The sequence below is a fragment of the Rhizobium sp. 2YAF20 genome (genome assembly GCF_052114685.1).
In the GTDB taxonomy this organism is placed as follows: Bacteria; Pseudomonadota; Alphaproteobacteria; order Rhizobiales; family Rhizobiaceae; genus Rhizobium.
The window spans coordinates 232,628-253,258 of record NZ_JBFRFF010000004.1 but is presented as its reverse complement, the minus strand read 5'-3'; the positions used below and the strand labels follow the sequence as shown (position 1 = coordinate 253,258).

Genomic DNA, 20,631 nt, shown 5'->3' with positions numbered 1-20,631 from the left:
AAAATATGACCGAAACTGAAGACATGGCTGCCGGCGACGGCGCCCCCGAAATCGATACTCGTCCGACCCATTCGGGCTTTGTTGCGCTGATAGGGCCAACGAATGCCGGCAAGTCTACGCTTGTCAACCGCTTCGTCGGCGCCAAGGTGTCGATCGTCAGCCACAAGGTGCAGACGACGCGCGCCGTGGTGCGCGGCATTGCAATCCACGACAATGCGCAGATCGTCTTCATGGACACGCCGGGCATCTTCAAGCCGCGCAGAAGACTTGACCGCGCCATGGTGACGTCTGCCTGGGGCGGTGCCAAGGATGCCGATCTGATCATGCTTCTGATCGACAGCGAGCGTGGCCTCAGGGGCGATGGCGATGCCATCCTCGAGGGTCTAAAGGAAGTCTTCCAGCCGAAGATCCTCGTGCTCAACAAGATCGACCAGGTAAAGCGCGAGGACCTTTTTGAACTCGCGCGCGTCGCCAACGAAAAGATCAACTTCGCCAAGACCTTCATGATCTCGGCGGAAAACGGTTCGGGCTGCGACGACGTCATGGATTATCTGGCAAAGACCCTGCCGGAAGGGCCCTGGTATTATCCGGAAGACCAGATCTCCGACCTGCCGATCCGCCAGCTTGCTGCCGAGATCACCCGTGAAAAGCTGTTTCTGCGCCTACATCAGGAGCTCCCCTATTCCTCGCATGTCGAAACGGAAAAATGGGAAGAGCGCAAGGACGGCTCGGTTCGCATAGAGCAGGTGATCTATGTCGAGCGCGATAGCCAGAAGAAGATCGCTCTCGGTAAGGGCGGCGAGACGATCAAGGCAATCTCGACGGCGTCGCGCAAGGAGCTTTCCGAAATCCTCGATCAGCCGGTGCATCTGTTCCTGTTCGTCAAGGTTCGCGAGAACTGGGGCGATGACCCGGCGCGCTTCCGTGAGATGGGTCTCGACTTTCCGAAGGGCTGACACAGCGCCGCTGTCGGGCGTTTGTCCATAAAAATCAAAAGTCTATGGAACAGAGCCTAAGGTCATGCGTTGATGCAGTGACGGTGGCCAGGGACAAGTCGCTGTTCCCCGCCTCGAGCCGCAAGATCACGAATGGCAACCACAAGAGCAACTCACGAAGCAAAAACCCCTTGCAAGAAATGCCCGTTACGCGGACTGCCGCATTTCCGTGAATTCGCTGCGGACGAGCTCGAGTTCGTCGAGGTCTTCAAGACCGGCGAACTTGCTATCGACGCAGGTTCGACCATCCTTGTTGAAGGTTCTCACAGCGCACATCTTTTCACGGTCCTGACCGGTTGGGGTTTCCGCTACAAGATGCTCGAGGATGGGCGCCGGCAAATATTGAACTATGTCTTACCCGGCGATCTGATCGGCCTCCAAGGCACCGTCATGGGCGAGATGCAACACTCGGTCGAGGCGCTTTCGCCGATCACCCTTTGCGTTTTCGAGCGCAACAAGCTGATGACGCTCTACAACAAGCATGCCTCTCTTGCCTTCGATCTGACCTGGATCGCAGCGCGCGAGGAACGTATTCTCGACGAGCATCTATTGAGCATAGGTCGTCGATCGGCTCTCGAAAGAGCGGCCTATCTGCTTGCCTATTTGTACCAGCGTGCTTCTGCGTTAAAGCTCTTCAACGGGCGTAGTTTCTTGCCGATCACCCAGCAGCATATTGCCGATACGCTGGGTCTCTCCATCGTTCACACCAACAAGACGTTGAAAAAGCTCGCGTCACGAGGTTTTATCCGGTGGCAGGAGCGTGGTTGCGATGTGCTGGACGGCCAGGCGCTGGCCGGTCTGGCGGAGTGGGAGGGGCTAGGCGAGGGCAAAAGGCCATTCATCTAAAGTTGCATTTACTTACATGTCTTTTTTAAATGCGCTGGGGCTACAGACAGCATAGATTGTCGAAAGCGTCATTTTTCGACCAGTTTTGGATTTCATTAACTGTTTGCGGGAAAGCGGCGGGCAAAACGGATTTACGAGTGTGTTCCAGACAGGACGGGCCATGCGGGGTGCCGGAGGTATAGATGTGGGAATTTCGACCAGGCGGCTCTTGCAAGCGCCGCCATGTGGGAACGGCGACGCCATGATCGCGCGACGGGCTCTTATTCTCGAAGACAGCCTCATTATCGCCATGGAGGCTGAGGAGGTTCTCCGCGAGATCGGCGTGGAGACGATTGAAATCACGTCCAACCTGGAGCAGGCGATCGAGGCCGTCAGTGTGAGCATGTATGATTTCGCGCTGCTCGACGTTAATCTGGGGGAAGCGATGAGTTTCGGCTTCGCACGATCGCTGATCGACCGCGGTATTCCCTTCGGTTTTGTTAGCGGCTATTCGGACACGCTGGATTTTCCCGCCGATATGCAGGGCATGCCCCTCCTGGTGAAGCCTTTCGACGAAAAGGCCATGCGCCATTTTCTTGAAAAGCTGTTTCCCCAAGCGATCTGATCCTTCACCGATCCGGCCATGACAGGACGTTCGATTTCTTTTAAAGTCGACTCGAAAAAGCGCATAGGACAAGCCGCTTATGCAGTGGCAGGATCAGGCCATCATTCTGGGTGTGAAGCGTCACGGCGAGACAAGCGTCATTGTCGAGGTGATGACGCGTGATCGCGGCCGGCATCTGGGTCTCGTGCGCGGCGGCCGGTCGCGGACCATGCAGCCGGTCCTGCAGGCGGGCAATCAAATCGAGGCGACGTGGCGGGCGCGGCTTGACGAGCATCTCGGCGAATTCCGCATCGAGCCGGTCCGCTTGAGAGCGGCGCGGCTGATGGAAACGGCAACCGCGGTCTATGGCGTCCAGGCAATGGGTGCGCTGCTGCGGCTCTTGCCCGAGCGCGATCCCCATCCGCATCTCTACGACGCGCTCGACGTCATCCTCGAAAATCTCCATGACCCCGCCGATGCCGGAGAGCTCTTCGTTCGCTTCGAGCTTGCGGTGCTCAATGATCTGGGCTTCGGCCTCGACCTTGTCGAATGCGCCGCGACCGGCGCGCGCGACGATCTCGCCTATGTCTCGCCGAAATCCGGCCGCGCCGTCTCGCGAAGCGCCGGCGAGCCATGGGCCGACAAGATGCTGGCGCTGCCGGCTTTCCTTGCTGCGAACAATGCCACGGCTGCCGATTGCGATAGCCTTGCCGCCGCCTTCCGACTTACCGGCTTCTTCCTGCACCGCCATGTCTACGAGCCGCGCGGCCTCGACGCCGGATCGACGCGCGACGGATTTGTGCAGGCGGCTCTGAAGGCTTTGAATGCGACGGCATTGTCGGATCGCCCGGTGCCAGAGCCCAAATCAGCCTGACCCGGCGCTGTTGTATTACGCCCGTCGTGCCTTGAACGCCCAGCCTTCCGGCCGTGCTTTGGCAACTGTGACCTCATCGCCAATGGCAACCGTGCCCGCGCCGCGCGGCACTGCATTCCATCCGAATAGCGGGCCGGGCACGCGGCGGTCGGCGGACATGCGAATCCGGCCCATCGCCGGCATAGGGTTTGGCACGTGGCGCGACCCTGTCGTCTGGTCCTGCGTCGTCATGATGCAGCGGGCGCAGGGCTTGACGAAATCGAGCCTGATGCCGGCGATCTCGATCGCAGCCCAGCGATCTTCCGGCCATTCCTCGTCACAGTCGATGACGATATTGGGTCGAAAGCGCTCCATCCCGACCGATCCCTCGCCGTGTTTGGCAAGGTCGGCATTCAGCGCCTTTAGCGAACCCGAGGTCGTTACCAGGATCTGGTAACCGTCGGAGAAAGTCACCGGCGTGTCGCCGCTTGCCCATTCCGGGTTCGCGACGCGCCTGGCCAGCCCGTCGAAAAAGACCAGCTTGACCTCACGCCCAAGCCACTCCGAAAGCTGCCGGTTTGCCCCATCCTCGGCAACTGCGGCGCTGATGACCGATCTCCATATATCCACCTCCATGCGCCGCTCTGGCTGCGGTGTCGGCACCAGGATATCGGCTTTTCCCTGCATCTTGAGGCGGGTGGAGGTCGGTCCCGGCTCGACATCGATCTGCGCCAGTTCCTGGAGTTCCCGTTGTGTGATCCCATGCCCGGCTGGATCGGTGATCATCATGCGGCGATCGCCGATAAGGCCAAAGGCATCGACAGCGGCCGATGGTATGGCGATCCCGCGCGCGCTTTTGAGCGGATAGATGAAAAGGTCGCTGATGCGCATGGCACCCCTCAGATTTCGTCGATGAACATGTCCAGGAACGACTTCAGCCGCAGATGACGTTCGCTTGCGAGCGCGCGTCCCGTGACCGTCTGGAATCCGTCCGTCAGGTTGAACAGCTTCGTCTCGAAATGGTCAATGGCGAAACGCTTGTCGTCGAGCGGGCGGTCGACAGCCAGCGGATCGAGCGGATCGTAAAGTCCCGAGCCCAGGCGTCCGGCGACGTAGAAGCAACGCGCCGCGCCGACCATGCCGATGGCATCGAGACGGTCGGCATCCTGCAGTATCTTCGCCTCCAGCGTTTCCGGCGCGATGTTGGCCGAGAAACTGTGCGTGATGATGGCGTGGGCGACGGCGGCGATGTCGCCCTCCGCCCAGTCCAGGTTCTTCAGGATTTCGTAGGCCTTGGCCGCAGCCAGCGCCGAGGCCTGGGTGCGCATCGGTGAATTCTTCTCGACCGAGACGCAATCATGCAACAACACCGATGCCGCCAGCACCTGGGCGTCGCCGCCTTCGTGAGCCTGGATGCCCATGGCGTTCTTGAAGACGCGCAGGATATGGGCCACGTCATGCGAGCCGTCGTCGCCCTCGGTGGCATGGGGCAAAAGCTGCCTGGCCAGCGCTTCAAATGGAGCAAACGCGCCCGCTGCAGTATCCATATTCACCTGCTATCCTCGCGCCAGATCATCCTGTGCTTCGTATCCCGTCTGGAGATTCGGCACAATCGCGAGTGGCAGGAAACGCTCCGAAATCAAGCCCCAGTGCGGCCGCATCCGGCCTCTCGGCCAAGCAGCGCGGACGCAGATGTATTCATACATTTTCAACTAAGGTTAACAGCCATTAACAAACTCTTTGACGCGACTCACAAATCGAGCTATCAGCGCGTGTAGATCAACCCGAATGTATTGCGTACAAACGAGGTCGCATGAGGCGACCCTCTTCCGATAGGAGGTTTGTATGTCCCATGTTTCTTCCATAGCAACTAGTTCGTATCCGTACCGAGGGACGCTTTCGCGTCTCGACCAGAACGGTGACGGCATGCTCAGCAGCGACGAACGCGCTGCGGGGCAATCCCCAGGACTTCTCGACGCCGATCCCGCTAATGACAGCACCGTCGGTGGTCCGCTGAGCAGCCTTGCTGCCAAGCTCATGCAGCTGCCGAGTTCGGCGCAAACAGATTACACCAAGCTTTCGCTGATGCAGGCAGGGATGAGTTCAAGTGCAGCTACGACCATCGCCGATCAGCAGACGATCGACGCATATCGTGGAACTTATGGCCAGTATGAATTGGACAATGTCGCCTGAGCGGCATCCGGTCTTGAAAATGTGTTGACGCGGCTCGCCCACAGGCGAGCCGTTTTCATTTGGTCGATCAGACGATCGTGATGCCCTTTTCGTCGAAGGTTTTCTTCGTTCGCCGAAGCATGTCGCGGCTGGTCGTCGCCCATTGCGCAGTCTTCGCCCAATATTGCAGCGTGATGGTGATCGTGCCGCCAAGGCTGTTGACGAAGACCTGCGGCTCGGGTTGCTTTTCGACACGCGGCTCGAACTTGGCAACGTCAAGAAGCGTGTTCAAGACCAGCTCCAGGTCTTGCGTCGCGGCAACTCCGAACGTCACATCGAACTTGCGAAGCGGTTCGCGGCTGTAGTTCGTGATCGGCGTGTTCCACAAAGTTGAATTCGGAGCCAGCCGGTATAGACCGTCGCCGGTTTTCATCTCGGTCGCGAAAAGGCCGATCTCGGTCACCATCCCGGTGATGCTTCCCGTCTCGATATATTCGCCGACGCGGAAGGGGCGCAGGACAAGCAGCATGATCCCGGCCGCGATGTTCTGCAAAGTGCCCTGAAGTGCGAGACCGACGGCGAGGCCGGCAGCGCCGAGAGTGGCGATGATCGACGCCGTCTGCACGCCGAACTGGCCAAGCACGGTGACGAATACCAGGATCAGCAGCGCATAGCGCAGGACGTTGGTGAAGAACCGGGCCAGCGTCTCGTCGATGCCCTTGACGCGGGAAATGCCTTCATAGGCCCAGCGGCTGACAAGCCCCGCCAGCGTCCATCCGAGTATCATCAATATGACCGCACCGAGGATGGAGAAGGAATATTGCACCGCCAATGCGCTTGCCTGGCTAAGTGCCGTCTGCGTGGCGACGATGACGCTTGTTGCTTGCTGTTCCATGAATATATCCGAGTGTCCCTCTTGCTCGTGATGCCCTAGATGGAGCATATGCCGGGCGCGTCAACGAATGAATTGCCATTCGAAATCCGGAAATGTCCGCGCACCTACGAGACAGGCTCGTCAAGTGTCAGCACGAATGGCGCATTGCCGTCGGCATCGGCGCCACGGCCAATAGCACGGATGGCCTCCATCAGTCGACCATCTCGCCCTAGCATCTGGTCGCCGATCTGGATCAGCCGCGCATTCGGCGTGGCGTGTGGGGAGGCGGATCGCAGGCGGCGGACGAGCAGCACGTCGTCCTCTTCCGGATAGACGGCGAGGGCTGCAATCAACGCCGCGGCGGGGGAGCGCGAGACGCCCATCCAGCAGTGGATCAACAGCGGCGCACTGCGATCCCATGTTATGGCAAAATCGATAATGGCCTGGACATGCGCCTCCTGCGGCGCAACCAGTCCGCCGGTGCCGGCAAAGGTGATGTCGTTCATCCCAAGCAGCAAATGCCGCTCGGCCGAGATCACGGCGGGCCGGTGAAACGCCTGCTCCTTGGCAATCAGGCTGATCATCTCGCGAGATCGATGCCGCACCGCCATTTCGGCAATACGGGCGAGGGGAGCGACCACGATCGCGCTCACGGCTTTTCGGTCCTGTTTTGCGCTCGCCGATCCCGTTCAATGATCTCGAAACGCTCGAGGAAAAGGCGTTGAGCCTCGATCGCCGGCAGGGGCTTGAGCAGCAGCGTATCCTTGACGATACCACGCGGCTGCCCGAAGAATTTCTGTGCCTCGGTCGGCTTGAAGCCGGCAAGCGAGGTTGCCTCGAAATAGGCGGCGATCGTGTCGGCCTTCTTAATCCGGTCTTTGAGCGCGCGCTGCGGATGGGCAGGCAGCCCGAAACGGATGTGTATGGCGCCTTCCAGACGCTTTTCGACCGTCTTGTAGCCGCCGCCGACCACCGATTTGAACGGCGAGATCATATCGCCAATGACATATTCCGGCGCGTCATGCAGCAAGGCAACCAGCAATTCGTCCGTCGTCGCCGACGCGATACGCCCAAAGATATCCTCGACGACGAGACAATGCTGGGCGACGGAGAAGGCGTGATCGCCCGACGTCTGGCCGTTCCAGCGGGCGACGCGCGCAAGGCCGTGGGCGATATCGGCGATTTCCACGTCGAGGGGCGAGGGGTCGAGCAAATCCAGTCGGCGACCGGAAAGCATCCGCTGCCAAGCCCGCGGTGCGCTCGTCGATGTCACGCGGACGCCTCGTCGACGCCGGTTGGGAAAGAGAGGCCCGACCATGCGGGCAGCGACAGAGATATTTCGATCTCGCCGGCAAGGATCGGCGTCGCGCTAGCCATGGCTTCGCCGGCCCGGTCGGTGCGGACAATGGCGAGGCCACGTTTGCCCGACACCGTGCCAAGCGTGCCAAGCGGCTTACCGCCTGAGGTGATCTCGGTGCCCGTTGCCGGCAGGGCGCCGTCGCCGGAAACGGTCACGACCCGGCGACGCGCCGTGCCGCGGTGCTGCATCCGCGAAACCACCTCCTGGCCGACATAGCAGCCCTTGCGGAAGGACAGGCCGCCATTGAAGTCCATCAGCACATCGTGCGGGAATGCATCCAGCAGGGCGAAATCCTTGCCCGATATTGCAATGCCGTTGGCGATCCGCAGCTCATCGTAAAGCGCAGGATCGTCGCCGCCATGGTTTCCCGGACTGCGAGACAGGTCTACCCCGGCCTTGGCGAAACCTGCATCCTTCCGGTCGCCGATCCGAGCGACATTCCAGGACACGGTAACCCCTTCGACGTCTTCCGCCTTGAGGTCGATGGCAGCACGCAGCCGGTACATCATCAGACGCTTCAACAGGCTATCGCGCTGGTCGCTGTCGGTTTCGAGAACCAGATCGGCGCCGTCCCGCCAGACCATGAAGTCGAGCAATATCTTGCCCTGCGGCGTCAGCAGTGCGCCGGGACGCGCCTCGTTTTCAGCAAGGGCAGCAAGGTCCGTGGTAATCAAATTCTGAAGGAAAGGCTCGGCATCGGCGCCGGCTACTCTGATCAGGGAACGGTCTTTCAGATATACGGCTGGCATGGGAATCCCGTCACGTTGGCCTGTCCCATAGAGGTAAGCTCTGGAGCGGCGAACCGCAAGGTTCAACGCTTGAGGCCGGCGACGCAAAGGTTGCTATCACTCACCGGCGGAGAAGAATTTCCATTTTCCGTCAGGCGTGATGCCGACGCGGTAGAAATTGTAACCGCCAAATTCCAGCATGTCAGAATAGTCGCCCGCAGTGACGATTCGCATCAGATCGACCTTCTCGGGCGCCGTCAGCGTCTTGATGTCCTTCTCGGCAAAATAGGGCCAGACATACATCTCGTCGGGGGTTCCTGCGCCGACATGGGCAAAACCCGTCGACATGATGTCGAGGAGGATGGAAAGAACCTCGATGCCATCGGCATCGCCAGAAAGATCGTGCAGCGATTTGATCGGGTCTTCGCCGGGATCATCCGCCGTAACCTGCGTCTGCTTGAGCCCGCCGCCGACATTCATCAACGGACGAAGGCGCTCCAGATCGCCGGATGCCGCCGCTTCGACGATCATTTCGCGCAGCTTGCGTACCGGCTCCGGGGCCTTATTGATATCGTAGATGACCTCGACGGATTTTGCGTTGGCTGCAGAACTGTCGGCCCCGCTACCGCTCGATGACCCCTGGCCGGCTTTGTCGTTTACCAGCGGGTCGGGCATGGGAATGGTCTTGGATGGTGCTTCGAGCGCCTGCTGCACCGGCTTCTCCCTGGCAGCGGGTGCGGGCTTTTGCAAGACCGGGCCGTTCAACTGCGAAAATGCAGAAGCAGGCAAGGGCAGGAAAACAGCGCCGGCGAGCATTGTTGCGGTAAGGAGCGAGGCAACGGAAGGTCGCCGGTCATTGCCCAAGGCGGTGCGCATCAAAGGTCTCTTGCTGTTGCTATTACTGCAGGGCGCGGTTCGGAGAGAATTCGCCTGCCAGCATGCGATCGCGCAGTGATTCGAGCAAGGCTTCGGCGCCGTGTTCTCCAATGATGCGGATGGTTTCCCGAATCGCATGCGCAATGGCGGCGTCTGCGATGATCTCGGGTTCTATCCCGTCAGCCATGCCGTCCGCCCAGGCTTCGTTCTGGTATTCCAGGGCGGCTTGCATCTTTTCGTGGACGATCATGTCGTCAATGTCGTTGAGGCTTGTTTGCATTGCTTCTTTCCTCGAAACGTCCATGTCCTTACCGCTCGGTTAACAACTTTAACAGCCTTTTCCTAAAACGACACGGCTCGCCGTCGAAAGAGGTTAATAAATAGTCAATTTCCAAAGCGTGCGGTTATTTCTGTAGCGAGTGTTGCACCTTCGTTACGGTAGCGCTCTTCTGCCACGATCGCCTGAGATGTGCAATCGGTGTAGACGGAAGCGAACGATCTATAGCCACGGTTGAAGGCGGCAGTCAGTCTTTCGCGCCGTTTTGGTTCGCTCTTCGTCTCCGCGTCGAGCAACTGTTGCATACCGAGGCGCCAGTCGTCTTCCTTGGTCGTATTGCATAGACTGCGCAGATATTGCACCGAGCCAAGGATCACCGAAAGCCGCGTCAGATCGTCGTCATATGGCGCCGGCCGCTCCGTCGCCTCAGTAGCTGGCGCCGTCGTGTTCGCCGCAGGCTGGCCGAGGGCCGATAGCCCGGGAAACGCGCAGGCAAGCACCAGAACGACAACGGAACGGCGAAGAATCATGTGATTATTTGATACCCAGAGCATGACGGTATCAAGGCCTGCTCAATGTTTTCACCTGTTTATTCGCCTTTGCTAAGACGCTCGATGCAGTCAATTACGCTCGGGGGAACCGGAAGTTCGCGGATTTCCCCAGCTGTATACCAGCCGATATCGGCCGCGTCGTCGGCTGCCACCGCGACCGTATCCTCGTCTGCTTCAACAGTGAAGACCGATAGGAAGAAGTGACTGTGAACCGTCCCGTCCTTGGCGTGGGTCGGCAGGTCATAGGTAGCAAACAGCTGCGCATTGCGCGCGCTGATGCCGGTCTCCTCGGCGAATTCCCGGATCGCGGTTTCCTCCGGCGTCTCACCTTCCTCGGCTCGCCCTCCCGGAAAGGCATACATGTCAGCCGATGGTGGGTTGCGCCGCAGCACCAGGAGAAACTGGCCGTCGCGTTCAAGGATTGCCGAGGAGGCAAGACGGGGGAGCATTGTCATTGTGCCGAACCGAGATTCTTTTGCGTCCGCTCATAATTGCATGGCTGCAGATTGGCCGCCATGTCTTATCCTTGAACCCGATCCTTGACCGCGCCATTTCGTGATGCCAGACAAGCCGGATGTGCGGACGAATTGCCTTGACGGCCACCCCGGAAGAGGTGCGGGAATTGCTTGGGCTGCTCGAGCTCGAAGATTTTCCCGCGCGCTATAATATTGCGCCGACGCAACCCATCCTCGTGGTCATCGCCGGAGAAGGTCAGGACAGGGGCAGCAATCTTCCCGATCGTGGCGCCCTTCTGGTACGCTGGGGGTTCACGCCAGGCTGGGTCAAGGACCCGAAGGAGTTTCCGCTGCTGATCAACGCGCGCGCCGAAACGGCCATCGGCAAGGCGTCGTTCCGGGCCGCCATGCGCCACCGCCGCGTCCTTGTTCCGGCCTCCGGTTTCTATGAATGGCACCGGCCGGCCAAGGAAACCAGCGAGAAACCGCAGGCCTATTGGGTGCGGCCGCGGGGCGGCGGCATCCTGGCCTTTGCCGGGCTGATGGAGACCTGGTCGTCCGCCGATGGTTCCGAGGTCGACACTGCTGCAATCATGACGACCAAGGCAAACCGGGCGATGTCTGCGATCCACGAGCGCATGCCCGTGATCATCAAGCCGGAGGATTTTGCGCGCTGGCTCGATTGCAAGACACAGGAACCGCGTGACGTGACTGATCTGCTCGCGCCGGCCGCAGAGGATTTCCTTGAAATGATTGCGGTGTCCGATCGCGTCAACAAGGTTGCCAACATGGGCGCCGATCTACAGGAGCCCGTGGCCGTCGAGCGTCCGCCAAAGCCTGCAGCGAAGCCGGACCCCGACGATGGTCAGTTGAGCTTTTTCTGACCGCCAATCCCTTCCCAGTTTTCGGATTTCCCATGTCATTTTTCTCTGCCGCCGTTTCCGGCTTCCTTCTCGGCGCCTCTCTGATCATCGCCATCGGTGCGCAGAATGCTTTCATCCTGCGACAAGGGCTGCTGCGATCCCATGTCTTCATCCTGTGCCTGATTTGCGCGCTGTCGGATGCCGTGCTGATCGCGGCGGGCGTCGCCGGGCTCGGCACGATCGTCTCGCAATCGCCGAGGCTGATTACGGTGGTAACCCTCGGCGGAGTGGCGTTCCTCGGAAGTTACGCGTTCCTGGCGTTCCGCCGTGCGATGCAGCCGCATGCCTTGAAGGCCGATACCGAGAACGGCGTGAGCTTGAAGGCGGCGGTGGCAACCTGCCTTGCCTTCACCTTTCTCAATCCACATGTCTATCTGGATACGGTCGTGCTGCTCGGCAGTCTGTCGGCGGCCTATCAGGGGACGGCGCGGTTAGCCTACGCAGCAGGGGCAGGGCTCGCGTCATTCATATGGTTTTTCGGGCTTGGATACGGCGCGCGGCTGCTTCAGCCTGTATTCGCCAGACCCGCGGCGTGGCGGGTGCTGGATGTCATTATCGGGATTGTCATGAGCCTGCTGGCACTCAGCCTGCTCGCCCGGTTCACGAGCGGCCTTTAGGCGATCTTCTTGGTAAGCGGCGGCTTGCTTTTCAGCATGAGGTAGGCGGCGGTGACGGCCTTGAGGCCGAGGGGGCGATAGAGCGCTGCGAGGTCCGTCTTCGGCGCCGGCTGCTCCGTGTTGTCCTTGTTTGAAGTCATTGTGTTCTCCTTCCCGGGTGCGTTGTTATGATTCGCTTTTTTGTTGCAAATCACGACAAATCCAAGGCGCTTTCCAATCAGCTTTTGTAAACGTCCAGCATATTTCGCGAGGCTGGTGTCAAGCCGGTCATCAAGAGATATCTAATATATATATTTATTTTTTCTTAAATATGCCGGCCAATATCGTCATTGGCGTCATCGACATCGGGGTCGGCCGGCCCGTTGATTGTGTAAGTGCCGTATTTCCGTTGCCAGGAACGGGCTCCAAGTGGCAGCGAAAGCAGGTAGGCTGCAACCGTCACCACCATGACCTGCCAAGTATAACTCATTAGCAGCGCCACATAGACGACGATGCCAAGCATGATGGGAAGCACGAGGTCGCGACGTATGCGGCTGCCCTCGGTCTTGCCCGACCAGACCGGCAGGCGGCTGACGAGAAGGAAGCCAATGAGGACAGTGTAGCCTGAGCTCCAATAGGCAAAGGCCGGTCCCGGAGTGACGCCGAGAAAGCCGATATAGACCGGCAGCAACACCAGCATTGCGCCGGCGGGTGCAGGCACGCCGACGAAATATTCGGACTGCCAGGAAGCCTTGTTCTCCCGCTCCGCCATCACATTAAAGCGGGCAAGCCGAAGTCCCGCGGCGATCGTATAGATCAACGCGGCGATCCATCCGAGCGAGCGCGCCTGATCGAGCAGGAAGACATAGATGACGAGGGCAGGGGCAACGCCGAAATTAACGATATCGGCAAGCGAATCCATCTGCGCGCCGAATTTGGAGGTCGCCTTCATCAACCGCGCTACGCGGCCGTCGACCCCGTCGAGAAAGGCAGCCAGCAACACCATCGCGACGGCCAGCTCGTAGCGGCCTTCGAATGCCAGCCGGACGCCCGTCAGGCCCGCGCAGATGGCAAGGACCGTGATGAGGTTCGGCACCATCAGCCGAAGCGGAATTTCACGGAGGCGAGGGCCGCGCGCCTCGTCGTTCGGACCGTTGGGCTCGAAAGGGGGAAAAGGCGTCTTCATCTCGCGCTCCAGGCTCTGGTCAACCGCGCCGGCTTGTCGTCGGTCCTTTGCGGGAGCCGAATTCCGCAATGACGGTTTCACCGGCAACCGCTGTCTGACCAAGCGTCACCCGCGGCTCGGCGCCGGCGGGAAGGAAAACGTCCAGCCGCGAGCCGAAACGAATGAGACCGATGCGTTCGCCTGCCTCGATAGGCTCGTTCGGCTGCACGAAGCACAGGATGCGGCGGGCAACGAAGCCGGCGATCTGCACGACGCCGATCTGGCCGTGCACCGTGTCGACCACCAGGCCGTTGCGCTCGTTCTCCTCGCTGGCTTTATCCAGTTCGGCATTGAGGAAATTGCCCTTGCGATAGGCGATATCGGTGATGCGGCCGCGCATCGGCGAACGGTTCACGTGGCAGTTGAAGACATTCATGAAGATCGAGATGCGCAGCATCGGCTCGAAGCCGAGGTTGAGCTCAACCGGTGGCGTCACCATCTGAACGCTCGATACCTTGCCGTCTGCTGGGGATATCACCAGATCGTCGTCCTGCGGCGTCATTCGTTCCGGATCGCGGAAAAAATAGGCGCACCACAGCGTCAGGATCAGGCCGATCCAGAACAACGGCTTGAATATCCATCCCAGCACCAGCGACGCGACGAAGAATGCGGCGACGAAGAGATAACCCTCCTTGTGCACCGGTACGATCGTGTTGCGGATGGTGTTGAACAAGCTCATGGATGGCATACTCGCATTATTGGCCGTCCACGCTGACTACAGGCAAATCCCGTCGGGAGCAATGCCGAGACCGCCTCAGCCCGCAGAGTACCGGGAGTATTACGGAAGCTCGATGGCCTGGATATCAGCGAGGGCAATAGAACATGGGTGCGACTGGAAACGGGGCTGAGACGTTGAACCCTCATCCTGAGGTGCAATTCGAAAAATTGCCTCGAAGGACGAGGGCGCTAGCGCCGATGTCGGCGGTTTGCGCAGACATCGGCCTCGCGGCCATCCCTCGTGCTTCGAGGCGGCCCTGCGGGCCTCCCCACCATGAGGGATGGACAGTGCATCCGCCTAACCCGCCTCCCACGTGCGACTGCCTGGCAAATCAGGGGACACCCGGCGTCAGCTGGCAGGCGCAAGACGCGTGACAACACCCAGGTCGTCGCTCTCGCGAACCTGCTTTAAATGCTCCTCCGCCTGCGTTGCTTCGCGCTGGCGGTTCCACATCGATGCGTAGAGGCCGTTGCGTTCAAGAAGCGCTGCATGGGTGCCGCGCTCGGCGATCTCACCGCTCTTCAAGACAATGATCTCGTCGGCGCCGATGACAGTCGACAGCCGATGGGCGATGACCAGCGTTGTGCGGTTCTTCGAGACGATGTCGAGGGCTGTCTGGATGTCGCGCTCCGTCGTGGTGTCGAGCGCCGAAGTCGCCTCGTCGAGGATGAGCACGGGAGGCGCCTTCAGGACGGTGCGGGCGATTGCGACGCGCTGCTTCTCGCCGCCGGAAAGTTTTAGTCCACGCTCTCCGACCTTGGTGTCGAAACCTTCGGGCAGCATGTCGATGAAATGCCCGATCTGCGCGATCTCGGCAGCAGCCATGACGGCCGCGTCGTTTGCGTCCGGCCTGCCATAGCGAATGTTGTAGGCAATCGTGTCGTTGAAGAGCACGGTGTCCTGCGGCACCATCCCGATTGCTGATCGCAGGCTCTTCTGTGTCACCGATCGCACATCCTGGCCGTCGATGGTGATGGCGCCGTCCTGGACGTCGTAGAAGCGATAGAGCAGGCGGGACAGCGTCGATTTGCCGGCGCCGGACGGACCTACGACGGCGACCGTCTTGCCGGCGGGCACCTCAAAGGAAATGCCTTTCAGGATCGGCCGCGCTGGATCGTAGGCGAAATGGACGTCCTTGAAGGAAATTGCGCCCTGGCGAACCGTCAGCGGCTGTGCATCCGGTGCATCGGTCACCTCGGGCTCTACTTCCAGAAGCCCGAACATCTCCTCGATGTCGGTCAGGCCCTGGCGGATTTCGCGATAGACGAACCCGATGAAATTGAGCGGCACCGAAAGTTGCAGCAGCATCGAATTGATGAAGACGAAATCGCCGACCGTCTGCTTGCCCGCAAGCACGGCATAGGCCGAAAACACCAGCATGACGGTGGTTCCGAGACCGAAGATGACGCCCTGGCCGAAGTTGAGCCAGCCAAGCGATGTCCAGACATCGGTTGCGGCCTTCTCGTAGCGCGCCATCGAGCTATCAAAGCGCTTGGCCTCCATTTCCTCGTTGCCGAAATACTTGACCGTCTCGAAATTCAGAAGTGAGTCGATTGCCTTGGTATTGGCATCGGTGTCGCTCTCGTTCATCGACCGGCGGATCGAGATGCGCCAGTCGCTCGCCCTGACGGTGAACCAGATGTAGAGCCAGACCGTGACTGCGGTAATCGCCAGATAGGAAAGGCCGTAGCCGCGCCAGAAGATCAGCGCCGTCAGCAGGAATTCGACGAAGGTCGGGATGGTGTTGAGGATGGTAAAGCGAACGATCGTCTCGATGCCCTTGGTGCCGCGCTCGATGATGCGCGACAGGCCGCCGGTCTTGCGCTCAAGGTGAAAGCGCAGCGACAGCTGATGCATATGCACGAAGGTGCGAAAGGCAAGCTGGCGCACGGCATACTGTCCGACGCTTGCAAACAGCGCATCGCGGAGCTGGTTGAAGCCGAGCTGGATGAGGCGCGTGACATTGGTGGCAATGACGAGCGCGATCGCCCCGAGCATGAATGTCGGCAGGATGCCCGCCATGTCCATCTTGCCGTTCAGCGCGTCGATGGACCACTTGAAGAAGTAGGGAACCAGAAGCAGGACGAATTTTGAGATCAGCAGATAGACCGAGGCCCAGACCACCCGCATTTTCAGATCGAAACGACCGGCGGGCCACATATAGGGCCAGAGGTTGATGATCGTCTGCATCGGATTGCTGGAATCCGCCGATATGGTCTTCTTGCGGTCTGCCATGCTCTTCTCCAGCAGAAAATCTGAAATGGCGGGGTCGGCTGAATGCCGGTCCGGCGACCCGAATGGGCCCGATGGCGGCACGACGACGTCGGCACGCATATACCATTTTCATGCGTCGGGAAAAGTTTAATGATCAAAGAAGATAGTTGGGATGGCTACCGGCGTGGCATCGAACACTCTCCCCATCTAGGCAGGCAATTGCATGTGGGAGACTGATTGACGGATGCATGCCCCAGCCCTCATGGTAAGGAGACCCAACGGGCCGTCTCGAACTACCAGGGGTGGTCCCGAGGCCGCCTGCCTGCGCAAGGCCAAACAGATCGGCGCAAGCGCCCTCGTCCTTTGAGGCAATTCTTCGAATTTCACCTCAGGAAAAGGGCTCAACATCTCAGCCCCTGTTCCAGTCGCTCTTCATATGCCGACACCCTCCGTTGATTGGGAGGGTCGGCACGCAGTGCCGGGGTGGGGTGATCTCTTGTGACATCCAAAAGTCACCCCCACCCGCAGCTGCGCTGCACCCCCTTGAGGGGGAGGTAAAGTGAGATCGCGTCTGCACAGCCAGGTTACATTGATGACGACCCCGATCGCCCTACTGCGTGTGCTGCCAGGGGCGTTTGCGGTGCAGCTCCTCGGCGTTCGGTGCTGCATCCTTGGGTAGGCCGAAAACCTGGCCCGGCAGGATGTGGTCGGGATTGTTGATCTTGTCTTCATTGGCGAGATAGATCGTCGTGTAGCGAACGCCGAGGCCATAGGTGCGGCGGGAGATCTGCCAAAGCGTGTCGCCATGACGGATGATGACCGCATTCGAATTGGCCGCAAGCGGCGCCTGCTGGAAGGTCTTGGGCTCGCCACCGCTCGATGCTGCATCCGCTGAGGCCTGGACCGGCACATTGGCGACCGGCCTGATGATCGATGCGATCATCAGCTCGATGCGGTCGATGGCGGCTGCGACCGATTTCGCATCCTTCGGCAGCGCTTGAATGAAGACAAGGGCCTTGGCAGCACTGGTCGATGCTGAGGTAGCCGACTGTTTCAAGGTTGCGCTGGCATCGATCGCCGGCCGGAATTCGGAGAGCGACTTCAGCGCGATTTCCGTGCCCGAGCGGGCAGCGGCGAGCTGCTCGTCCCCTGGCATTTTGCCGCCGGCAAAGAGGCTCTTCAACAGCGTGAATGCCTTGGCCGTGTCGTCGCGAAGCTTGCCGAGCTGACCTTCGTCGAGCGGCACCATCACCGCCGCCGCGCCTGTCGCCGCCGCAGGTGCCGGCGCCGCTGCCACCGTCACCTGGTTGCCGGCCGGGCGGTTGAAGTTGACGGCAGTCCGCATGATCGCCTTGCCGGATCCATCGAGCACGTCGACGCGGATCTTGTGGTCCCCGACCGACAAGGGCACCGTTCCCTCGATGACGAAATGCCCGTCTGCCCCGGCGGCGATCTCGCCGATCAGCTGGTCGTCGGCATAGCCGCGAACCTTGGCTCTTGGCCGCGTCGTACCAGCCACGAAGATGCGGTCATTCTCGATTTCGACGGCATTGACCACGATGTCGGCATGTTCTTCGCTCGAAGCCACAGGAGCCGTTGCCGGATTTGTCGCCGAAGTGGCCATTGCGGTCCTCGTACCGGCGGCATCATTGGGTGAAGGCGCGGTGGTCTCACCGGTTGCCGATGCCACGCGTGGCTGCTTTGCGGTCGGCGCGGTGATGATGCGGCTTGCCTTGCCGGGCTTGGAGACCATGGCAAGAAGCTGCGTCGAGTCGTCCTTAGGAACGGAAACTGTCGCCACTTCATCCGACACCACCGACTTACCGTCCTTGCCGGTCGCCTTCAGGACCAGTTCGTGATCGCCGGGTGGCAGCGGATTGTCGAGCACGGCGGCAAAATCGCCGCTGGGGCCAACCTCGGTCGTCGTCACGACCTTGTCGCCATCCATGATCTCGAGCTTTGCGCCCGGCTGCGCCGAACCGGCAATGACGGTCGAGCCGTCGGGCTCGACGCGCAGGACGTCGAAGGCCGGCGTCACGGGGCCGGTCGGGGTTGTAGCACCGGGTTGCCCCATCAGGGCGGCCTGGGCCTTCTCGATTGCTGCGGTAGCGTCGGCAATGTTTTCCGGCAGCGTCTGGATGATGGTCAGTGCCTTGCCGGCGCCGTCATGCGCCGTATCGACCATGGCGGTGGTCGCAGGATCGGCGCCTTGCGGCATGGCGAAATCGACGACGGCCTGGAGTGCTGCGACCGCTTTTGTCTTGGCCGCGCTGAAAACATCGGCGGTCGGGCCCTTGCCTTCGACAAAGAGCGCCTTAAGTTGAGTGAGCGTTGCCGTGGCGGTGCTTGTCAGGCCGCCGAGCTTGCGTGCCGTTTCGGTGTTGGCTGACGCACTGTTTTGCGTGGCCTCTCCGGTCTTCGGCGTGACGTCAGGGACTTTCTGGGTGCCATCGGCAATGGTGTTTTTGACCGCGGAGCTGGCTTGATTGATGGCGTCGCCGATCGGCTTTTTGTCATTGCCGATGCGCGGCAGTACAAAGAACACCATCAGCAGGGTCGCAGCTACAAGCACCAACAGTGCCAGCAAGCCGGCGCGGTTTTTCATCATCATTCGTCTCCAGGCGGCGTAGTCGTCGCTGCTCTTGAAATTGCTAACGATTTCCGCTGCTTTTACAAGCATCCTCAGCTATTTCCCCCTGCTCGAGCACAATTTTTCCTTTAAAATTCTTGACGGAGCATCTGCAGCATAGTTGTTTGCATTTATGACTGACGATTCTGTGCCAATTCGATCCATCTGTGTTTATTGCGGCTCTCGCCCGGGACGCGACCCATCCTACATTGCTGCAGGCCGTGAGCTCGGCAAGGCAATCGCCGATAGTGGCTTGCGGCTGGTCTACGGCGGCGGCACCAAGGGCATCATGGGCGCTGTGGCGAGCGGCGTCCTTTCGAATGGCGGTCAGGTCACCGGCATCATCCCGGAGTTCCTGGTCGACATGGAGGCTACCCGTCATTCACTCGCACAATTGGACGAGTTGATCATAACCCCTGACATGCACACGCGCAAACATATGATGTATGAGCGCGCGGACGCATTCGTGGCGTTGCCGGGCGGTATCGGCACGCTTGAGGAGATCGTCGAGATTATGACCTGGGCGCAGCTCGGGCAGCACGAAAAACCGATGATCTTTGCCAATATCAACGGATTCTGGGACCCGATGATGCAGCTGATCCGCCATATGACGGCAGAGGGTTTCGTTCATACCGCACACCGCGTCCAACCGCAGGTCATCGACAGGGTAGTCGATATTATCCCTGCGATCGTGAGGGAGGCCGCGCAAATCCGAGGAAGCCGCGCCGGCGAAGACGCGGTCATCGCCAAGCTCTGACAAGGTTTTGTTAACCCTGCCTGCGAGGCCTACCGGGCTCGTGCCTGCCGCAACAGTGACCAGCTGTAAAGAACGAGGCCCGCCCAGATCAGCGGGAAGGCGATCATTCGCGCCATTCCCAGAGGTTCCTTGAAAACGAAGACCGCGATGATGAAGATCATCGTCGGCACGATATATTGCATAATGCCGATGGTGGAGAGACTGAGCAGCTTGACGCCGTTTGCAAAGATCATCAGCGGCAGTGCTGTCACCAATCCGCAACCGATCAACAGCGTCGTATCATAGAGGCCGCTGCGGTAGAGATGGCCTTGGCCAGCCGTCTCGAGATAGACGATATAGAGCAATGCGGGCAGGCAAAGCAGCAACACCTCGACAAAGAACCCTTGGTTGGCCCCGACCGGCAGCGTCTTGCGCAGAAAACCGTAGAAGCCCCAGGACACGGTCAGCGCAATCGCCACCCAGGGCAGGCCACCGGCATCGAAGGCAAGAACTGCGACGGCGATCGCGGCAAGCGCGATGGCCACGACCTGCACAGGCATCAGCTTTTCCTTCAGGAGCAGCGAGCCGAGCGCGATGCTGAAAAGCGGATTGATGAAATAGCCGAGCGCTGCATCCAGCGAATGCCCGTTGCCGATCGCCCAGACATAGGTGCCCCAGTTGATGGTGACCAGCGTTGCCGTGACGCAGGCCATGGCGACGATCCTGGGCGCCTTGAGCGCCGCCTTCACATCTCCCATGCGGCCAAGCAGCAACAGGACGACGCCGGCGACGGGAACCGACCAGATGATACGATGGGCGATCACCTCCATCGACGGGATGTGTCCAAGCGCCTTCATGTAGAACGGCAGTATCCCCCACATCAGGTAGGCCGTCAGGGCGAAGACAAAACCACGTGCGCCATCCTTGTTTACAGTGCCGGTTGCGGAGGCGTCGACCGCCATGTTCTAGGTCCCGTCATTTTATTTGTTGCGACGGGCTTACATTATAGAATTCTGATGG

General features: G+C 60.1%; 23 protein-coding genes and 1 pseudogene. 8 read left to right on the top strand and 16 right to left on the bottom strand.

Features of this window, described 5'->3' with window-relative positions; all coding sequences use genetic code 11:
* Positions 1-5: 5 nt before the first annotated feature.
* The 4 genes and pseudogenes from era (at position 6) to recO (ending at position 3,298) form a co-directional block, all read left to right on the top strand.
* A complete protein-coding gene (era, locus tag AB4Z52_RS08855) occupies positions 6-956 on the top strand; it encodes a GTPase Era (protein ID WP_442217539.1) in 951 nt (316 codons plus the stop codon).
* Between the two features lie 132 nt (positions 957-1,088).
* Positions 1,089-1,841, top strand: a complete 753-nt coding sequence (locus tag AB4Z52_RS08850; protein WP_442217538.1) for a Crp/Fnr family transcriptional regulator — start codon at positions 1,089-1,091, stop codon at positions 1,839-1,841.
* 137 nt (positions 1,842-1,978) lie between these two features.
* Positions 1,979-2,445: pseudogene (locus AB4Z52_RS08845) on the top strand (hypothetical protein).
* Positions 2,446-2,524: 79 nt separating this feature from the next.
* Positions 2,525-3,298 carry a DNA repair protein RecO gene (gene recO / locus AB4Z52_RS08840; RefSeq protein WP_442217537.1) on the top strand — a complete coding sequence of 258 codons (774 nt, stop codon included), beginning with the start codon at positions 2,525-2,527 and terminating at the stop codon, positions 3,296-3,298.
* A gap of 15 nt (positions 3,299-3,313) precedes the next feature.
* Here the strand turns inward: recO and AB4Z52_RS08835 are convergent, their stop codons facing one another.
* The gene (locus tag AB4Z52_RS08835; RefSeq protein ID WP_442217536.1) at positions 3,314-4,168 is read right to left on the bottom strand and encodes an MOSC domain-containing protein; all 855 of its coding nucleotides are present in this window, start codon (positions 4,166-4,168) and stop codon (positions 3,314-3,316) included.
* An 8-nt stretch (positions 4,169-4,176) separates the two neighbouring features.
* Positions 4,177-4,824: an HD domain-containing protein gene (locus AB4Z52_RS08830; protein ID WP_442217592.1), complete on the bottom strand. Its 648-nt coding sequence runs from the start codon at positions 4,822-4,824 to the stop codon at positions 4,177-4,179.
* Positions 4,825-5,122: 298 nt separating this feature from the next.
* On the opposite strand from AB4Z52_RS08830, the gene AB4Z52_RS08825 reads away from it, so the two are divergent.
* Positions 5,123-5,470 (top strand): hypothetical protein, encoded by a 348-nt coding sequence (locus AB4Z52_RS08825; protein ID WP_442217535.1) that lies wholly within the window; start codon positions 5,123-5,125, stop codon positions 5,468-5,470.
* A 67-nt stretch (positions 5,471-5,537) separates the two neighbouring features.
* On the opposite strand, the gene AB4Z52_RS08820 is transcribed toward AB4Z52_RS08825, so the two are convergent.
* The 8 genes from AB4Z52_RS08820 to AB4Z52_RS08785 form a co-directional block, all read right to left on the bottom strand.
* Positions 5,538-6,344 (bottom strand): mechanosensitive ion channel family protein, encoded by an 807-nt coding sequence (locus AB4Z52_RS08820; protein ID WP_442217534.1) that lies wholly within the window; start codon positions 6,342-6,344, stop codon positions 5,538-5,540.
* A gap of 104 nt (positions 6,345-6,448) precedes the next feature.
* Complete coding sequence (locus AB4Z52_RS08815; protein ID WP_442217533.1) at positions 6,449-6,976, bottom strand: tyrosine phosphatase family protein; 528 nt, start codon at positions 6,974-6,976, stop codon at positions 6,449-6,451.
* On the bottom strand, positions 6,973-7,596 hold the full coding sequence (locus AB4Z52_RS08810; protein ID WP_442217532.1) for a hydrolase: 624 nt from the start codon (positions 7,594-7,596) through the stop codon (positions 6,973-6,975). The genes AB4Z52_RS08815 and AB4Z52_RS08810 overlap by 4 nt, the downstream gene beginning before the upstream one ends.
* Positions 7,593-8,432 carry a CAF17-like 4Fe-4S cluster assembly/insertion protein YgfZ gene (gene ygfZ, locus AB4Z52_RS08805; RefSeq protein WP_442217531.1) on the bottom strand — a complete coding sequence of 280 codons (840 nt, stop codon included), beginning with the start codon at positions 8,430-8,432 and terminating at the stop codon, positions 7,593-7,595. The genes AB4Z52_RS08810 and ygfZ overlap by 4 nt, the downstream gene beginning before the upstream one ends.
* A gap of 96 nt (positions 8,433-8,528) precedes the next feature.
* Complete coding sequence (locus AB4Z52_RS08800) at positions 8,529-9,287, bottom strand: hypothetical protein (RefSeq protein WP_442217530.1); 759 nt, start codon at positions 9,285-9,287, stop codon at positions 8,529-8,531.
* 22 nt (positions 9,288-9,309) lie between these two features.
* Positions 9,310-9,567 (bottom strand): hypothetical protein, encoded by a 258-nt coding sequence (locus tag AB4Z52_RS08795; protein ID WP_111158629.1) that lies wholly within the window; start codon positions 9,565-9,567, stop codon positions 9,310-9,312.
* 104 nt (positions 9,568-9,671) lie between these two features.
* A complete protein-coding gene (locus AB4Z52_RS08790) occupies positions 9,672-10,118 on the bottom strand; it encodes a TIGR02301 family protein (protein WP_442217529.1) in 447 nt (148 codons plus the stop codon).
* A 35-nt stretch (positions 10,119-10,153) separates the two neighbouring features.
* The gene (locus AB4Z52_RS08785) at positions 10,154-10,570 is read right to left on the bottom strand and encodes an NUDIX hydrolase (RefSeq protein ID WP_442217528.1); all 417 of its coding nucleotides are present in this window, start codon (positions 10,568-10,570) and stop codon (positions 10,154-10,156) included.
* 119 nt (positions 10,571-10,689) lie between these two features.
* Here AB4Z52_RS08785 and AB4Z52_RS08780 point away from each other — a divergent pair, with 119 nt between their 5' ends.
* Both AB4Z52_RS08780 and AB4Z52_RS08775 read left to right on the top strand, forming a co-directional pair.
* A complete protein-coding gene (locus tag AB4Z52_RS08780; protein ID WP_442217527.1) occupies positions 10,690-11,454 on the top strand; it encodes an SOS response-associated peptidase in 765 nt (254 codons plus the stop codon).
* Between the two features lie 32 nt (positions 11,455-11,486).
* The gene (locus AB4Z52_RS08775; RefSeq protein ID WP_442217526.1) at positions 11,487-12,110 is read left to right on the top strand and encodes a LysE/ArgO family amino acid transporter; all 624 of its coding nucleotides are present in this window, start codon (positions 11,487-11,489) and stop codon (positions 12,108-12,110) included.
* On the opposite strand, the gene AB4Z52_RS08770 is transcribed toward AB4Z52_RS08775, so the two are convergent.
* The 5 genes from AB4Z52_RS08770 to AB4Z52_RS08750 form a co-directional block, all read right to left on the bottom strand.
* Entirely contained in the window at positions 12,107-12,250 is a 144-nt protein-coding gene (locus AB4Z52_RS08770; RefSeq protein WP_442217525.1) for a hypothetical protein, read from the bottom strand. The genes AB4Z52_RS08775 and AB4Z52_RS08770 overlap by 4 nt on opposite strands.
* Before the next feature lie 164 nt (positions 12,251-12,414).
* A complete protein-coding gene (gene pssA / locus AB4Z52_RS08765) occupies positions 12,415-13,275 on the bottom strand; it encodes a CDP-diacylglycerol--serine O-phosphatidyltransferase (RefSeq protein ID WP_442217524.1) in 861 nt (286 codons plus the stop codon).
* 19 nt (positions 13,276-13,294) lie between these two features.
* Entirely contained in the window at positions 13,295-14,002 is a 708-nt protein-coding gene (locus AB4Z52_RS08760) for a phosphatidylserine decarboxylase (RefSeq protein ID WP_442217523.1), read from the bottom strand.
* A gap of 378 nt (positions 14,003-14,380) precedes the next feature.
* Positions 14,381-16,267, bottom strand: a complete 1,887-nt coding sequence (locus AB4Z52_RS08755; protein ID WP_442217522.1) for an ABCB family ABC transporter ATP-binding protein/permease — start codon at positions 16,265-16,267, stop codon at positions 14,381-14,383.
* Between the two features lie 589 nt (positions 16,268-16,856).
* Positions 16,857-18,854 (bottom strand): LysM peptidoglycan-binding domain-containing protein, encoded by a 1,998-nt coding sequence (locus AB4Z52_RS08750; protein ID WP_442217591.1) that lies wholly within the window; start codon positions 18,852-18,854, stop codon positions 16,857-16,859.
* 154 nt (positions 18,855-19,008) lie between these two features.
* Between AB4Z52_RS08750 and AB4Z52_RS08745 the strand changes: the two genes are divergently transcribed.
* Positions 19,009-19,632 (top strand): TIGR00730 family Rossman fold protein, encoded by a 624-nt coding sequence (locus tag AB4Z52_RS08745; RefSeq protein ID WP_442217521.1) that lies wholly within the window; start codon positions 19,009-19,011, stop codon positions 19,630-19,632.
* A 29-nt stretch (positions 19,633-19,661) separates the two neighbouring features.
* On the opposite strand, the gene rarD is transcribed toward AB4Z52_RS08745, so the two are convergent.
* Positions 19,662-20,573 carry an EamA family transporter RarD gene (gene rarD / locus AB4Z52_RS08740; RefSeq protein WP_442217520.1) on the bottom strand — a complete coding sequence of 304 codons (912 nt, stop codon included), beginning with the start codon at positions 20,571-20,573 and terminating at the stop codon, positions 19,662-19,664.
* Between the last annotated feature and the right edge of the window lie 58 nt (positions 20,574-20,631).

Excerpts from the sequence above, each read along its gene's own strand:
- AB4Z52_RS08790 (WP_442217529.1), bottom strand. The coding sequence starts at position 10,118 with ATGCTCTGGGTATCAAATAATCACATGATTCTTCGCCGTTCCGTTGTC.
- rarD (WP_442217520.1), bottom strand. The coding sequence starts at position 20,573 with ATGGCGGTCGACGCCTCCGCAACCGGCACTGTAAACAAGGATGGCGCA.
- AB4Z52_RS08775 (WP_442217526.1), top strand. The coding sequence starts at position 11,487 with ATGTCATTTTTCTCTGCCGCCGTTTCCGGCTTCCTTCTCGGCGCCTCT.
- AB4Z52_RS08795 (WP_111158629.1), bottom strand. The coding sequence starts at position 9,567 with ATGCAAACAAGCCTCAACGACATTGACGACATGATCGTCCACGAAAAG.
- AB4Z52_RS08770 (WP_442217525.1), bottom strand. The coding sequence starts at position 12,250 with ATGACTTCAAACAAGGACAACACGGAGCAGCCGGCGCCGAAGACGGAC.
- ygfZ (WP_442217531.1), bottom strand. The coding sequence starts at position 8,432 with ATGCCAGCCGTATATCTGAAAGACCGTTCCCTGATCAGAGTAGCCGGC.
- AB4Z52_RS08750 (WP_442217591.1), bottom strand. The coding sequence starts at position 18,854 with ATGATGAAAAACCGCGCCGGCTTGCTGGCACTGTTGGTGCTTGTAGCT.
- AB4Z52_RS08755 (WP_442217522.1), bottom strand. The coding sequence starts at position 16,267 with ATGGCAGACCGCAAGAAGACCATATCGGCGGATTCCAGCAATCCGATG.
- AB4Z52_RS08835 (WP_442217536.1), bottom strand. The coding sequence starts at position 4,168 with ATGCGCATCAGCGACCTTTTCATCTATCCGCTCAAAAGCGCGCGCGGG.
- pssA (WP_442217524.1), bottom strand. The coding sequence starts at position 13,275 with ATGAAGACGCCTTTTCCCCCTTTCGAGCCCAACGGTCCGAACGACGAG.
- AB4Z52_RS08850 (WP_442217538.1), top strand. The coding sequence starts at position 1,089 with ATGGCAACCACAAGAGCAACTCACGAAGCAAAAACCCCTTGCAAGAAA.
- AB4Z52_RS08825 (WP_442217535.1), top strand. The coding sequence starts at position 5,123 with ATGTCCCATGTTTCTTCCATAGCAACTAGTTCGTATCCGTACCGAGGG.
- AB4Z52_RS08820 (WP_442217534.1), bottom strand. The coding sequence starts at position 6,344 with ATGGAACAGCAAGCAACAAGCGTCATCGTCGCCACGCAGACGGCACTT.
- AB4Z52_RS08780 (WP_442217527.1), top strand. The coding sequence starts at position 10,690 with ATGTGCGGACGAATTGCCTTGACGGCCACCCCGGAAGAGGTGCGGGAA.
- era (WP_442217539.1), top strand. The coding sequence starts at position 6 with ATGACCGAAACTGAAGACATGGCTGCCGGCGACGGCGCCCCCGAAATC.
- recO (WP_442217537.1), top strand. The coding sequence starts at position 2,525 with ATGCAGTGGCAGGATCAGGCCATCATTCTGGGTGTGAAGCGTCACGGC.
- AB4Z52_RS08800 (WP_442217530.1), bottom strand. The coding sequence starts at position 9,287 with ATGCGCACCGCCTTGGGCAATGACCGGCGACCTTCCGTTGCCTCGCTC.
- AB4Z52_RS08785 (WP_442217528.1), bottom strand. The coding sequence starts at position 10,570 with ATGACAATGCTCCCCCGTCTTGCCTCCTCGGCAATCCTTGAACGCGAC.
- AB4Z52_RS08760 (WP_442217523.1), bottom strand. The coding sequence starts at position 14,002 with ATGCCATCCATGAGCTTGTTCAACACCATCCGCAACACGATCGTACCG.
- AB4Z52_RS08830 (WP_442217592.1), bottom strand. The coding sequence starts at position 4,824 with ATGGATACTGCAGCGGGCGCGTTTGCTCCATTTGAAGCGCTGGCCAGG.
- AB4Z52_RS08745 (WP_442217521.1), top strand. The coding sequence starts at position 19,009 with ATGACTGACGATTCTGTGCCAATTCGATCCATCTGTGTTTATTGCGGC.